Below are 12502 nucleotides of genomic sequence, written 5' to 3' on the forward strand. Positions count from 1 at the left end.
CATCCGATAAACCGAGGTTTTTCACAAACTCCGGTTTGTTGGGAATATCTGCGCCGTTCTTGTTTTTCTCCAGGCAACTATTGGCATTATTATTCGCCGTCGCCGCCAAATCATACGCCGCCCTGACCGCTTTCGGGGTTGCCGCCTGTGTTTCGCTGTTGCTGTCCACTGCGCTGCTCAGGATCACAAATCCCTTTTCTTTCAGTGTCGCGTCAGGATGGCGGCGGCTTTGTTCATGCTCGCGGATAGCGTTAGCGACCACGGCATCCGCATACTCGCGGGTGGCCAGCACCACGGACGGATCAATTTTCAATGTCACCGCGTCCGTATGGCTGACAATCAGCACCATGCGAATAGTTTGAGTACGCCCAGAACCTTCCTGCAATTGCGGCTTGTAGGTCTCCGCGCAGTTGCCGACCGCAATTAAAATGCCGTCCTTATCAAACAGGCCAATTTCCCGTATCCACCAACCGCCTTCATTTTCCGGTATAACCTGTTCAGCCATAATCTGGTTGGTGTTTTTGGGATCAACACTCAGGACATTAATCGCTGCACGGCGGCGTTCGTTAACGAGTTTAGTTTGTGCGGTGTCCGGTGTCGGCAATTTCCCGCCCCCATCGCCCACCGCCATATGGGTGATGTTCAGTTTGGTGCCCAGTGCGGCGGCATTGGCGAGTTTGTCCGCGCCCAGCCGGGTTAACAGGGCAAAGAATTTCGTGCTCATGATTTAATCCTCATTTCATCAATAACATGGACTGCCACGCCCACCACGTCAGCGCCGGAGACAACCACTTCTTTAGGTAAATAGGGGTAGACAGTCAGGCTATCCCCGCTGTAGCTGGTCACAGCACAATAGGCTGTACCGCCCGTTTCCAATTGAATGGACATGCCAATCAAATGGCGAGAGGCGGGCTTGGCATCAAAAATCAGACGTTCCAGTTCCTGATAGGTTTCAGCCGTAATACCGGTTTCCATCACGCCGATATCGAGCCGGAAAGTGCCCGGCGCCTCGTTGGTCTGCCACCACTCAATCACGCGGATCAGGTAACCGAACGGCTCGACCACGCGCCGGATAGCACCAATGGTGCCCTTGTGCTTATGCACAAACATTGCCGCCTTGATGGATTCACGTTTGGTGCGTTCGGGCCAGTCCATATCCCAGCGGTCAACCGACCACGCCCACGCCAGATACGGCAACAACGGCACCGGACAATGATCGGGGTTCCACAGGTCACGGAGGGGGACAGGAATAGCCGCCAGACTGGACAGGGCTTCGGCGGCGGCCACTTCCAGCGGTGAGGAACCAACCGGCAGCAAGCGGTTATTCATCGGACCCCCCGATAGTCACGGTGGCACGGGTACAGAAACTCGCCTGGGTTTTATCCAGTATCATGTCCTGTGCGGGGGTTTTCAGTTCAACACGTTGTACGCCGGGGACATGCAGTGCGGCAAAAATGGCACTGCGCACGATATCGCGGCCAATCCGGTGCTGCTCGGCGGTATAACGCGCCAGTCTGGCCCGTGCATCCTGCAATATCGGCTCGTATTCGGGCGTGGGATAGCAGTACAACACGGCGTCAATGTCATAATCAATAATCTTGGCCGATTGCACGGTCAGGCGGTCGGCGACGGGGCGCACGTCCTCATCATTCAGGGCGTGACTGACAGTAGCAATCAGCTCATCACTGGCAGCGCCGTTCCCCTCACGGGATAAAATACTGACTGTCACATAAGCCGGCGCGGGGCTAACAACCGAGGCATCGGCGACACGACCGTCAGCACTGCGTGCATGGTATTCATAGGCACCAACGGGACCGGCAACGCTCAGTCCCTCAAACGCCTGCGGAATACGCACGCGATAATCGCGGTCAGGCTCCAGCACGGCAGGCACCGGCGGTACGGCATTATTGTCAGCCGGCTGCAATATCAATCGACTGACGTTATTGTTTGCGCCCAGCTGGTCTAAATCACTGCCGCCGGCATACGCTACCATCGCCGCCCGCGCCGCTTCATTAATGCGCTGGCGCAGCAACAACTCACGGTAGGTATTTTCCTGTAACAGCTTGGTAATGGGTTCCGATTCCAGTGCTAAAGTGCGCGTAATAGCCTCGCGCTGCTCCAGTGGGTACAGAGCAATGAACGCGGCCTTACGCTCCGCAAACAGCGTTTCAAAATCCAGCGGTTCAACCACATCGGGCGGGGGTAACTGACTTAAGTCAAGGGTAGGCATTGTCACCTCACTGGCACGGAAAACGCAATCGGATCACGGGCGGGGGAATAATGGCCGCTGATATCGACCGTCATTTGTCCGGCCGCATTTTGACTGAGTGTTATCGCCGTGACGATGATGCGCGGCTCCCATTGCTGGATAGCGGTATAACAGGCCGCCATCAGTTGCAGGCGCAGCGCTGGGTTTTGAGGTGCATCTATCAGTGCCGACAACAGGGAACCATACTGACGGCGGGCGATCCGGCTGCCCACGGGCGTCATTAAAATATCGCTGACGGACTGGCGAATATGGTTAATACCCGTCAGTTGCTCACCGGTCTGGCGATTCATACCCAGATACCTCATGAGACGGGGCCTCCTGACGTGCCGTCACCACTGCGGACACCATTGTGCCGGTGTGAATCGACCACAATTCCGTTAGAGCTGAATTGGCCGTCAGTGTGGGTGATATTGCCGCGCATCGTCCCGCCGTCCCGGATCTCCAGACTGCCTGTGGTCAAATGGTGCGTACACATCACGGTCGGGGTATCCAGGGTGATTTGGTTGCTGGCCGTACAGGTGATATCCGGTGCGGTGACATGGACAGACACTGCCGCATTCACGGTGGCTGTTTTAATCCCCGTGACCGTTAATGCGCTGGTTTGGGGTTCGTATTCAATCACCGCCCCGTCGGGAAAAACCAGGTGGGCGGCCGTCGGTGAGTGGGAAGGGGCCGGAAATTCGTCGGAAAAAATCGCTGGCAGCACAAAGGCGGTGGTCAGATCGCCGCCGATAGACAGCAATAAAACCTGTTCGCCAACACTGGGTGCCCACCATGTGCGGGCGCTCCCGGCTCTGGCGGTCAGCCAGTTCAGCCAGTCTGTTTCAAGATGCCCGGTTTCCACGCGACAAATCCCACGGGCAGTATCTACCCGGGTGACAGTGCCAATGCGGATCAGGTTGCGCAGCCGGCGCAAAAGTTCGGTAAATTGTGTGTTCATGCGCACAACATGTCACTGTGCGTACCGCTCTGCACGTTATCGGGGTTGTGCCAGTCCTGACACACATTAGCGGGTGAGATGCGCGAGGATTTGTTCTTCGATATGCGCGATATCCTGCGCTGTCAGCCCCAACAGGCGGCGTGATGGGTACTGAACTTCAATATTTTTGCCCCGCATCCGCTCTTTCAGGCCGAAATGATGGACGCGCGCAACAGTGGCCACTTTGGGGGCAAAGAAGATGGCCGCTTCTTTATCGCTGGCCGACAGGCGCAGGTAACGGGCGGTCGCCAGTTTCTTAAACATGCGGGTTTTCCTGCTGTTTTTACGGGTATTAATGCGATCGGTTTTGACTTCCAGAAAGCGCTGGATATCGTTTTTATAGAAGGTGCGCAGGCCCTTGCGCTCAGCATCATATCCCGTGATCACTTCGCCATTCTTACCCTTGCGGATCTGCCAGTTTTTCAAGGTGCGGGTTTCACCGCGCCAGACAAACTTCATGCCCCGCTGTACCTTGAGTATTTGCGCCTTGCGCTGGGTATAGCGGCTGCCGTCAGGGTTGCGCTGGGCGCGGATGCGTTGCATCTGGCTCTGGCGTAAGTCCCGTGCAATCTCGCGGGCAAGCTGTTTGCGACTGGCCGGGGATAGTTGGGTTAACAACGCCGTCAGGGCGGTATCCAGTGGCTGCAATTCGTCCGTTTCCATTTCACCACCGGTCAAACGGGTTTTCTGGCTCAGGAACAGCATTCACCGTGCTGACATCGCCCTGCTGAGTGACCACAATACGCTCAGTCAGTTTCAAATCAATGCTGATATCGGCGGTGGCGTCATTCAGGATATTCACGTCAAAGGTGAAACCGGTGCGGCGGCTATCAGGATTGGCGAAGATGTCCGGTTGATGCTCACGCAGCCAGTGCACTATCACTGCCATCAGAATATTCTGATCGCCGGGATAACTTTCCGCAATCAGGTTCAGGGTGTATTCATATTCGTAGGACAGTGATGATGCGGATGTGGCCACCACGGCACCGTCTTCCACAAACAGATGCAGGTATTCGGGGTTATCCCGCAGGTAAGGAATTTTCGTCGCCAGCACAGCGCGTAATAAACGGGGTTTATTCATGGGGCACCTGTTATTGACACTGAGTCTGAATATAGTCCTGTAATCCCCGGATCATTTGCTCGGTAGTGGCAATACGTTCTCGGAGTAACCAATAATTTCGGATAGCGGCGTCTGTAGGTCGGGCGCCGGCTGCATCAGCCATGCCGGGGGCGGCAGGGGTTGCAGCGGCTGGACAATTGGCTTTGATGTACACCCGCTCAGGGTGAACCAAAGCAGCGCTATGCAGCCGATCAATTTCAGATTTGGCATAAGTCAGCTCCTGTAAGCGTTGCGCATCCTGTTCAGCCAGATGTTTCAGGCGCGCCTGCTGCTGATTATGGAGGGCAATTTGCGCTGATAGGGATTGATTTAATGCCGCATTCTTTTCGGTGAGCCGCCCATTTTCCGCATACACAGACCAGACGGAAAAGGCGGCTGACCCCATCAATGCCAGCGCGATAAGAATAATGCCGGATTTGATTTGCCACTTCATAGCAATTCAAATGCCCGCGTAAAAATATCATCAGAATAAGGTTGCTGGCCGTTCTCCATCTGTATCATGGCCTGCACCAGCCGGCGCAGCGTGGCGGTGTTGTCCATATCGATCACTGCACTGCCGGGAACACCCACTTTCTGGCACACAAAGGCAATGTAAGCCTCGGTGTCATTTTCATTGGGCGGCGCCCAGCGGGCAATGATTTGCCGGATACTGTTTAATCCGTATTTGCGTTCGTAATTGCGCAAAATTTTCAGCGTGGCGCGAATACCCCATTCCGGCGCAATAAACTGACAGAATGCCTTATCGGTCTGGGTTTCACGCAATCCCTGCCAGTTATCCCCGTGGCGAATGTTGCCCGGATTGTGATTGTCAATGCCTCTACTCATGGGGTTTACCTCCCAGGCGTTTGTTAATGGCGCGGATCGCAAACTCACGCAGCTTCTCAACGCCAATAAACCCGATAGCCCCGCCAAGTGCCGGTGACACGCTGCCGGGGATGCCGAACAGTTCCAGTGCGCTGGAAATGCCCCAAGACAGTGCGCCGCACAGCAACGGTTCGACCCAGCGGTTCTTGCGCTCAACACCGTCATAAATCAGGCGGCCATAACAAATCAGTATCGCCAGCCCGGAGCCGGAAATCTGCGGCCAGGAGTGCCTTAGGCCGTTCAGTAAGTCGGCCCATAAATCAGGTTGTTTGTCCATCTCTTAGTCCCATAGTTGGATCATCGGTGTCACAGGCGCGGGTGCGATATCCGGCAGTTCCAGCGCCATGCCGTGGGGCAAAATGACCCCGACATCAGCCAGACCGGGATTGGCCTCCAGTACCTGCTCGGTAACACCGTGTGTGCGTCCATAGTGACGCCAGCACAGGGCGTCCACCGTGTCATATTGTTGTGTCCGTATCTGCATCAGATCAGTTCCACAATATTGTGTGTTGTGTCTTTAATGCGCTGGATGGCCCACACGGCATCACGGTGCAAATCATCGATAGCAGGCTCCAGTGAATCGGCTTTTTTCGTCCCGTCCGGCGTGGTGTCAATGTCGCGGTAACGCTCGCTAAGCCCGGCTTTTGCCGTGCAATACACCGCGCGGCGGTAAAGGTATAACAGTTCAGATTCGTCGTTAATCCGGCTGGCCGGAACCGATTTCAGGGTGTGATAGCCCTGGCTGATTTGTTGTGACTGCCAGCCTGCCAGCTCCCGGTTGGTTTCAATGACCGCATTTTTCAACGCTTCAATCAGGCGGCCCGAGGTCACCGTGCCATCACTGCGCATGGTGGCGCGAAAATCGGCAGTATGGATGGATGGCCAGAAATCACCGCTGGTGATAATTTGGTCTACTTCTTTGATCGGTTCGGGTGAAATGAAATCCATAACAGCCTCAAAATAGGTAGGGCGGTGGGCGAGAGGTCGAAAACGGGTTTCTTATCTCGCGCCGCCCTGGCGCGTTGGCACGTTCGTTAATCATCAGCGCGGTGTTGCGCTGACAAGATTTTTTCCAGTTGTTTAATATCCGCTTTCACCCCTGAGCGATCATTGAGTTCAAGGGCCCGCAGCAGCTCACACAACGCCGGTTGGGGAAAGCCATTATCACGCAAGCTGTAGCCCAACCATTTATGGAGTTCCCCACGGACTTTATCGGGCATATCTTCATGCTCAGTCAGTGAGCTGACGCGCTGTAATATCTCCAGTGGGATCGGGTTTTTCACGGTGTACGCGTCTTTGGCCCGGTCTGCCATTTCTTCCGCGATAGCACAACCTGTTGTACGTGATTGTCCTTCCGGCATGGTTAACTGGTGTGTTAACGCGTATTCGGCAATATCCAGCCCTTGCTCATAAACACCGGCATCAAAGCTCCACAACATGAGGTACATCAAAACGTCATCCTGTCCCCCTGATTGATTGTGGAGGGTTTCAGTGATCCACGTTTCATACAGCGGTAACGCTTTGCGTTTGTAAGTGGCTTTGCGTTCAAATGACTGGATTTTCCCTAAGTCTCGCTTGTGCTGACGTAACATCAGCTTCACTTGCGTGGTGACCGAGGGATCGGCCAGCCTGCCGCCATATTCAGCGGCTTGCCTGGCCTCCACTTGCATGCGTTTCTTTTCCCACGGGTTCACGGCTTATTCTCCGCTTTTATCTTCCGTATCGGCGGTTACGGCAGACTTGGCTTTGATTAGCGCAATGTTTTCGATTAGCGCGACACAATCGTAATCTTCGACGAGATAGTCTTCGTTAACGGATTCGTAGTTTTCCACCCGGTCGCGCTTTGGATTATCCAGCACCTGACGGCGACGAGAGTCTTCCTGCCAGTAAATAGACAGGTTATCCAGCCGGGTAATGAGCATCGCGTCTTTAGGGAAATACGGCACCCGCACCGCAGGTAAGCCGCCAATCCGTTTCTGGCTGATAATCACCTCCGCCGCCAACGCTTCGGTGTTGGCCTGGTCACGGTTAACGATAGGGAAATATTTATCGGATAGCAGCTGACGGCCACAAATGACCACCAGTTCGGTATCATCGGCGTACACTTCGGAAATGGCATCATCAACAGCCTGCATCACCAGCGCATCGAGGTTTGCGTAATCGCCCCCTTTACCCACTTTGATCGGTTCGGCGGTCGTAACATTACTGTCTTTATCGGTGGATGAACCGATCACATGGTCGGGCGCTTCCCGTCGGATTTTATGTAACCAACCCACGTTAACGTCCTGCAATAATTTATGAGTGGTGCGGTCAGAGGTGGCGGCGCGGTGTGTGCCGTTCCAGCCAATCATGATGCGGTCAAGCGCCTGGCGTTTGATAATTTCATCACGAATACGGCGCTGGAAATCGTCAAAAATGGCCCACATATCCAATTTTTCGTAACGAATGGCGGTATCAAAGTTGGTCTGCTTACAGTGATACTCTTGTTTAGACAAATCGGTGGGGTCGGTGGGTTCACGGTCTTTATCTTTAGTGTCCGTTGTCCCGGCAATGGTGGAGCCGATCCCTAAACCGATTTTTTCCCCGACTTGCGCTTTAACGGGAACAATATTGATCATCGTTAAAAAGGCGGCACTCAGTTGAATTTTGCTTTCCAGCTTTTGCGCGGCGGAAGGTTCGATTTCCACTTTTGCGGTGGCAAACGCCCCGGGTTCAACCCCGTAAATTTCGCTTAAACGGGTTAAGTAACCATAAAATTTAAACCGTGTTTCTTTTCTCATTGTCGTTTCCGTTTAGCAGTCCGTCAGGTTTTCAGTATTTTCGCCCTGACCGCCGAAAGCGTGGGGGCGTTGCGGGTTATTATCCTGCTGGCTCAGGGTGTCTTTCAGTGCGTCCAGTTCTGATTTCAGGTTTTCATTTTCCTGTGTCAAACCGGACAGGCTTTCAACCTGCTGAGTCAGCGTAGCAACCTGCGTGGCCGTGTTGGTCTGTTCTTCCGCACACAGTTCGATGGCCTGGTGCACGTCAGACAGGTTTTCATCATGATGTTTACGCTCTTTGGTGAATTTCGCCTTGATGCGGTCAAACAAATTGGGCATGGCGGGATTTCCTTCCTCTTCAACGAATTCGAACAGGGTTTCTTCGGCGGCAGTAAAGAGGTTATCTTTGTGCTGCTTACGTTCAGCAAGGTTGCTCTCACCCCCCTCAGCACCGCGACTGAATTGCAGCATGCTAGTGCCAAGACTGGCCGGATTATCCGTCACCGCCAGCCCGACCAGATAAGCGCCGCCCATATCCGAAAAACTCGGATTGATTTCCACCGAGGTATAGACTTTCTGGCGCTTTTTATTCATTTCAACCAGTTCAGGCGTCGGCGACAGCACGCCATACAGCGCCAGCTTGCCGGACAAGGGGCCTTCGCTGATTTCTTCGGTGTAGACGGAATCCACATCACCGAAACGGGGCATCCACGAGTAATTCCAGTGCTCCATATTGATACGGGCACCGTAAACAGTGGGGTTGTAATTCTTTTCGATATCCGTCAGCCATTGGCGCGGGACTTTGCGGCCATCCGTTGTGGCCCCTTCAACACAAAGGCGCACCGGCTTACTTTTTTTCGTCATTGCTCAGGCTCCGGCAATTGAATGTAGGTTCATGCGTAAAAAAAAGAGTAAGCCTATGTTTTCAGGGATGGACGATGGGTGACAATGCCGGGCCATTGTATGGGCAATGGCACAACGGGCGTGCAGCGCGGGAGGGATAGCCAGTCAGTAATCTGGCGGCATGAATACATCACAAGACCTTGACCCACGTAAGAGAGCTATGCACCTGTATTTTAGCGGGTATCGGATCGTGCGCATTGCTGAAATCCTCAACGAGAAAGCCGTCACCATTCACAGCTGGAAACGTCGCGATAAATGGGATGACATCACCCCGTTTGACCGCGTTGAAATGAGTGTGGAAGTGCGCCTTTGTACGCTGATCAGTAAAGAAAACAAGGAGGGAAAAGACTACAAAGAAATCGACCTGCTTTATCGTCAGCTGGAACGGCACGCCAAAATTCACCGTTATCAGGATGGCGGCAATGAGGTGGATTTAAACCCCAGGCTGGCCAATCGCAACAAAGGTGAACGTCGTGCACCTGAAAAGAACCTGTTTAGCGAAGCACAGATTGAAAAACTGGAAGCCCTGTTCTACGCCAATATGTTTGGTTATCAGAAAGTCTGGTATCAGTCCGGCCAAAAGCACCGTATCCGCAATATCCTCAAATCACGCCAAATCGGGGCAACGTATTTTTTTGCCCGCGAGGCGTTTATGGATGCGCTGATCACCGGACGCAATCAAATATTTTTATCGGCCAGTAAAGCGCAGGCGCACGTCTTTAAACAATACATCATCGAAATGGCCCGTGAAGTGGACGCTGATCTGAAAGGCGACCCAATCGTGCTGGCGAACGGGGCAACCTTATATTTCCTGGGGACAAATGCCCGCACCGCACAGAGTTACCACGGCAATCTCTATCTGGATGAATATTTCTGGATACCGAAATTTCAGGAATTGCGCAAGGTGGCATCGGGCATGGCCATGCACAAGAAATGGCGGCAGACCTACTTTTCTACCCCCTCCAGCCTGACCCACAGTGCGTATCCGTTCTGGTCAGGCAAACTCTTTAATCGCGGACGCCGCAAGGCCGAGCGTATTGAGGTGGATATCAGCCATCAGGCTTTGGTTGACGGCCGGTTGTGCGGTGATGAGCAGTGGCGGCAGATTGTGACCGTTGAAGATGCGGTGCACGGGGGCTGCAACCTGTTTGATATCGACCAGTTAAGCCTGGAATACAGCCCGGATGAATATCAAAACGTGCTGATGTGTGAGTTTGTCGATGATATTGCGTCTATCTTTAATTTGCAGTTAATGCAGAAGTGTCTGGTCGATAGCTGGGAAGTGTGGGACGACGTGCAACCCCTGATGATACGTCCGTATGCCTATCACCCGGTCTGGATTGGATACGACCCCGCCAAAGGGACGCAAAACGGGGACAGTGCCGGTTGTGTGGTTATCGCGCCGCCCCTGTTCCCGGGGGGTAAATTTCGGATACTGGAGCACCACCAATGGCGCGGTATGGATTTTCGCGCCCAGTCTGACGCGATTAAAGAGCTGACGGAACGTTATAACGTGCAATATATCGGTATTGACTCCACCGGGCTGGGTCACGGGGTTTTACAGAATGTGCGGGATTTTTTCCCGGCGGCCAAAGAGTTTGTTTATAACCCCGCGTTAAAAAATGCCCTGGTACTGAAAGCCTATGATGTGATCAGCCATGACCGGCTGGAATATGACGCCGGCAGCAATGACATCACCCAGTCTTTTATGGCCATCCGACGGGCAACCACCGCCAGTGGCAACCGCCCCACCTATGAAGCTGACCGCAGCGAAGAAGCCAGCCATGCCGACCTGGCATGGGCGACCATGCACGCCCTCTATAACGAACCTATCACGGGTGAAAACAGTAATCACCGCAATATTGTTGAGGTCTTTTAATGAGCCGTAAGAATAAGAAACGCCAGAGCCAGAAACTGACACAGACGCCGGATACCGCCTCAATGGAGGCATTTACGTTTGGTGACCCCATTCCCGTTTTAGATAAACGTGAAATCTTTGATTATCTGGAATGTGTACGGGTCGATAATTACTATGAGCCGCCCATCAGTTTTAACGGGCTGGCGCGTACGTTCCGCGCCGCACCCCACCATAGCAGTGCCATCTTTGTTAAACGTAACATCCTGACCAGCACGTTCATTCCGCACAAGTATTTAAGCCGCCAGGCGTTTGATAGCTGGGCGCTGGATTTTTTACTGTTTGGTAACGGCTATCTTGAGCTGCGCGATAACCGGTTAGGCCAACCGCTGACACTGAAACACTCGCCGGCTAAGTTCACGCGCCGGGGTGCGGATCTCGATACCTATTGGTTTGTGCAATATGGCTATGAGACCAAGCCGTTTGAATTTCAGACCGGGAAAGTATTTCATTTGATAGAGCCGGATATTAATCAGGAGCTTTATGGCTTGCCGGAGTATCTGGCGGCGATCCCGTCCGTTCTGCTCAATGAAGCCTCGACACTGTTCCGCCGCAAGTATTACCTGAACGGCAGCCATGCGGGGTATATCCTGTATATCAGTGATGCGGCACAGAAAACCGATGATGTGGATAAAATTCGTGAAGCCCTGAAAAGCAGCAAGGGTCCCGGCAACTTTCGCAACCTGTTTTTGTATGCGCCCGGCGGCAAGAAAGACGGCATTCAGACTATTCCGCTGTCCGAAGCCGCAGCGAAAGATGAATTTCTGAATATCAAGAACGTGAGCCGTGATGACATGCTGGCCGCACATCGTGTCCCGCCACAAATCATGGGGATCATTCCTGAGAACGCCGGCGGCTTTGGGGATGTGGAGAAAGCGGCTAAAGTGTTTGTGCGCAACGAACTGCTGCCACTGCAAAGCAAGATGCAACAGTTGAATGACTGGCTTGGGGAAGAAGTTATCCGGTTTGACCGCTATTCGCTGGAGATGGACAGCAACGATTAACCTCCATCACTTGATGATGCGACCGTCTGCGAGGCGGTCTTTTTTTTGCCCGAATGAAATGTAGTTTCAACTGTAATAATAATGTGATGAAACCTGATTTTGGCACGTCATTACACGCCACCACGCGCAGTCGTGACCCCGCCGCGCCTGCCCACTAAATGTGTCGCTTTTTATGCACCTGCAAGGGATCGCTCCAGAAGCGCCAGTACTGGCACTTGGCGGGGCATGAGATCCTGATTTGATCTTGCGGATTGATGCACGGAATGTATGGATTTATGCAGCCATGACTAAGAACAAAAATAACCCGCATTGAGGCAGGGGTTACTACCATTTCGTGACATGTCACATGATCACAATTGTAGTTTTAATTTATGCCAGCCTAATGTGTTCCAGCACGCTGAGTCACCAGAAAAACAACATTCGGCCACAGGAAGACCATCGCCACATTTGCCACATCGTCGCGTTGCCAATGCCTGCATAGTCTGCTGCAACTCCGCATCATCTTTGCGAATAAGCAATGTCAGGTATTCAACCACATCGTAGGGTTCACGCCCCGGACGTCTCAGGGCACAATTGCGCTTCAACATCGCTAATTCTTGATTATCGAGCAACAATTCTATTTTAGTGACGCCAGCTTTCTGCTGGCGTTGACGTTGGGCGGCTTTACGTTCTGCGGGGGATTTCGCCAT

The 12502-nt window shown here is 53.3% G+C and carries 18 protein-coding genes; 2 read left to right on the forward strand and 16 right to left on the reverse strand.

What is annotated here, in order from left to right:
- The 15 genes from ABLA76_RS03695 to ABLA76_RS03765 all read right to left on the reverse strand — a co-directional run.
- On the reverse strand, positions 1–724 hold a 724-nt coding region (locus tag ABLA76_RS03695; protein ID WP_348986910.1), incomplete at its 3' end, for a phage tail protein.
- A complete protein-coding gene (locus ABLA76_RS03700) occupies positions 721–1329 on the reverse strand; it encodes a phage tail protein I (RefSeq protein WP_348986911.1) in 609 nt (202 codons plus the stop codon). The genes ABLA76_RS03700 and ABLA76_RS03695, both read right to left, overlap by 4 nt.
- Positions 1322–2230, reverse strand: coding sequence for a baseplate assembly protein (locus ABLA76_RS03705; protein WP_348986912.1), 909 nt, complete (start codon positions 2228–2230; stop codon positions 1322–1324). Before ABLA76_RS03705 ends, ABLA76_RS03700 begins: the two co-directional genes overlap by 8 nt.
- Before the next feature lie 2 nt (positions 2231–2232).
- On the reverse strand, positions 2233–2574 hold the full coding sequence (locus ABLA76_RS03710) for a GPW/gp25 family protein (RefSeq protein WP_348986913.1): 342 nt from the start codon (positions 2572–2574) through the stop codon (positions 2233–2235).
- Positions 2571–3209, reverse strand: coding sequence for a phage baseplate assembly protein V (locus tag ABLA76_RS03715; RefSeq protein WP_285811020.1), 639 nt, complete (start codon positions 3207–3209; stop codon positions 2571–2573). The genes ABLA76_RS03710 and ABLA76_RS03715 overlap by 4 nt, the downstream gene beginning before the upstream one ends.
- A 66-nt stretch (positions 3210–3275) precedes the next feature.
- Positions 3276–3953, reverse strand: coding sequence for a phage virion morphogenesis protein (locus ABLA76_RS03720; RefSeq protein ID WP_348986914.1), 678 nt, complete (start codon positions 3951–3953; stop codon positions 3276–3278).
- Positions 3913–4329: a phage tail protein gene (locus tag ABLA76_RS03725; protein ID WP_348986915.1), complete on the reverse strand. Its 417-nt coding sequence runs from the start codon at positions 4327–4329 to the stop codon at positions 3913–3915. The genes ABLA76_RS03720 and ABLA76_RS03725 overlap by 41 nt, the downstream gene beginning before the upstream one ends.
- A gap of 10 nt (positions 4330–4339) precedes the next feature.
- On the reverse strand, positions 4340–4801 hold the full coding sequence (locus ABLA76_RS03730) for a lysis system i-spanin subunit Rz (RefSeq protein ID WP_348986916.1): 462 nt from the start codon (positions 4799–4801) through the stop codon (positions 4340–4342).
- Positions 4798–5193 carry a structural protein gene (locus tag ABLA76_RS03735; protein WP_348986917.1) on the reverse strand — a complete coding sequence of 132 codons (396 nt, stop codon included), beginning with the start codon at positions 5191–5193 and terminating at the stop codon, positions 4798–4800. The genes ABLA76_RS03730 and ABLA76_RS03735 overlap by 4 nt, the downstream gene beginning before the upstream one ends.
- Positions 5186–5509 (reverse strand): phage holin, lambda family, encoded by a 324-nt coding sequence (locus ABLA76_RS03740; protein WP_047769483.1) that lies wholly within the window; start codon positions 5507–5509, stop codon positions 5186–5188. Before ABLA76_RS03740 ends, ABLA76_RS03735 begins: the two co-directional genes overlap by 8 nt.
- Before the next feature lie 3 nt (positions 5510–5512).
- Complete coding sequence (locus ABLA76_RS03745) at positions 5513–5716, reverse strand: tail protein X (protein ID WP_047769485.1); 204 nt, start codon at positions 5714–5716, stop codon at positions 5513–5515.
- Positions 5716–6180, reverse strand: coding sequence for a head completion/stabilization protein (locus ABLA76_RS03750; RefSeq protein WP_285811010.1), 465 nt, complete (start codon positions 6178–6180; stop codon positions 5716–5718). The genes ABLA76_RS03745 and ABLA76_RS03750 overlap by 1 nt, the downstream gene beginning before the upstream one ends.
- 86 nt (positions 6181–6266) lie before the next feature.
- On the reverse strand, positions 6267–6926 hold the full coding sequence (gpM, locus tag ABLA76_RS03755) for a phage terminase small subunit (protein WP_348986918.1): 660 nt from the start codon (positions 6924–6926) through the stop codon (positions 6267–6269).
- Between the two features lie 3 nt (positions 6927–6929).
- Complete coding sequence (locus tag ABLA76_RS03760; protein ID WP_348986919.1) at positions 6930–8012, reverse strand: phage major capsid protein, P2 family; 1083 nt, start codon at positions 8010–8012, stop codon at positions 6930–6932.
- Positions 8013–8024: 12 nt separating this feature from the next.
- Positions 8025–8855, reverse strand: a complete 831-nt coding sequence (locus tag ABLA76_RS03765) for a GPO family capsid scaffolding protein (protein ID WP_348986920.1) — start codon at positions 8853–8855, stop codon at positions 8025–8027.
- 160 nt (positions 8856–9015) lie between these two features.
- Here ABLA76_RS03765 and ABLA76_RS03770 point away from each other — a divergent pair, with 160 nt between their 5' ends.
- Together ABLA76_RS03770 and ABLA76_RS03775 are read left to right on the forward strand one after the other, a co-directional pair.
- A complete protein-coding gene (locus tag ABLA76_RS03770; RefSeq protein WP_348986921.1) occupies positions 9016–10773 on the forward strand; it encodes a terminase ATPase subunit family protein in 1758 nt (585 codons plus the stop codon).
- Positions 10773–11813, forward strand: coding sequence for a phage portal protein (locus tag ABLA76_RS03775; RefSeq protein ID WP_348986922.1), 1041 nt, complete (start codon positions 10773–10775; stop codon positions 11811–11813). The genes ABLA76_RS03770 and ABLA76_RS03775 overlap by 1 nt, the downstream gene beginning before the upstream one ends.
- A 350-nt stretch (positions 11814–12163) precedes the next feature.
- Here the strand turns inward: ABLA76_RS03775 and ABLA76_RS03780 are convergent, their stop codons facing one another.
- Entirely contained in the window at positions 12164–12502 is a 339-nt protein-coding gene (locus ABLA76_RS03780) for a hypothetical protein (RefSeq protein WP_348986923.1), read from the reverse strand.

Source organism: Xenorhabdus sp. SGI240, from assembly GCF_040081915.1.
Classification (GTDB): Bacteria; Pseudomonadota; Gammaproteobacteria; order Enterobacterales; family Enterobacteriaceae; genus Xenorhabdus; species Xenorhabdus bakwenae.

Bases quoted from the DNA above. Each gene is read 5' to 3' on its own strand.
- ABLA76_RS03700 (WP_348986911.1), bottom strand. From the start codon at position 1,329: ATGAATAACCGCTTGCTGCCGGTTGGTTCCTCACCGCTGGAAGTGGCC.
- ABLA76_RS03705 (WP_348986912.1), bottom strand. From the start codon at position 2,230: ATGCCTACCCTTGACTTAAGTCAGTTACCCCCGCCCGATGTGGTTGAA.
- ABLA76_RS03710 (WP_348986913.1), bottom strand. From the start codon at position 2,574: ATGAGGTATCTGGGTATGAATCGCCAGACCGGTGAGCAACTGACGGGT.
- ABLA76_RS03715 (WP_285811020.1), bottom strand. From the start codon at position 3,209: ATGAACACACAATTTACCGAACTTTTGCGCCGGCTGCGCAACCTGATC.
- ABLA76_RS03720 (WP_348986914.1), bottom strand. From the start codon at position 3,953: ATGCTGTTCCTGAGCCAGAAAACCCGTTTGACCGGTGGTGAAATGGAA.
- ABLA76_RS03725 (WP_348986915.1), bottom strand. From the start codon at position 4,329: ATGAATAAACCCCGTTTATTACGCGCTGTGCTGGCGACGAAAATTCCT.
- ABLA76_RS03730 (WP_348986916.1), bottom strand. From the start codon at position 4,801: ATGAAGTGGCAAATCAAATCCGGCATTATTCTTATCGCGCTGGCATTG.
- ABLA76_RS03735 (WP_348986917.1), bottom strand. From the start codon at position 5,193: ATGAGTAGAGGCATTGACAATCACAATCCGGGCAACATTCGCCACGGG.
- ABLA76_RS03740 (WP_047769483.1), bottom strand. From the start codon at position 5,509: ATGGACAAACAACCTGATTTATGGGCCGACTTACTGAACGGCCTAAGG.
- ABLA76_RS03745 (WP_047769485.1), bottom strand. From the start codon at position 5,716: ATGCAGATACGGACACAACAATATGACACGGTGGACGCCCTGTGCTGG.
- ABLA76_RS03750 (WP_285811010.1), bottom strand. From the start codon at position 6,180: ATGGATTTCATTTCACCCGAACCGATCAAAGAAGTAGACCAAATTATC.
- ABLA76_RS03760 (WP_348986919.1), bottom strand. From the start codon at position 8,012: ATGAGAAAAGAAACACGGTTTAAATTTTATGGTTACTTAACCCGTTTA.
- ABLA76_RS03765 (WP_348986920.1), bottom strand. From the start codon at position 8,855: ATGACGAAAAAAAGTAAGCCGGTGCGCCTTTGTGTTGAAGGGGCCACA.
- ABLA76_RS03770 (WP_348986921.1), top strand. From the start codon at position 9,016: ATGAATACATCACAAGACCTTGACCCACGTAAGAGAGCTATGCACCTG.
- ABLA76_RS03775 (WP_348986922.1), top strand. From the start codon at position 10,773: ATGAGCCGTAAGAATAAGAAACGCCAGAGCCAGAAACTGACACAGACG.
- ABLA76_RS03780 (WP_348986923.1), bottom strand. From the start codon at position 12,502: ATGGCGAAATCCCCCGCAGAACGTAAAGCCGCCCAACGTCAACGCCAG.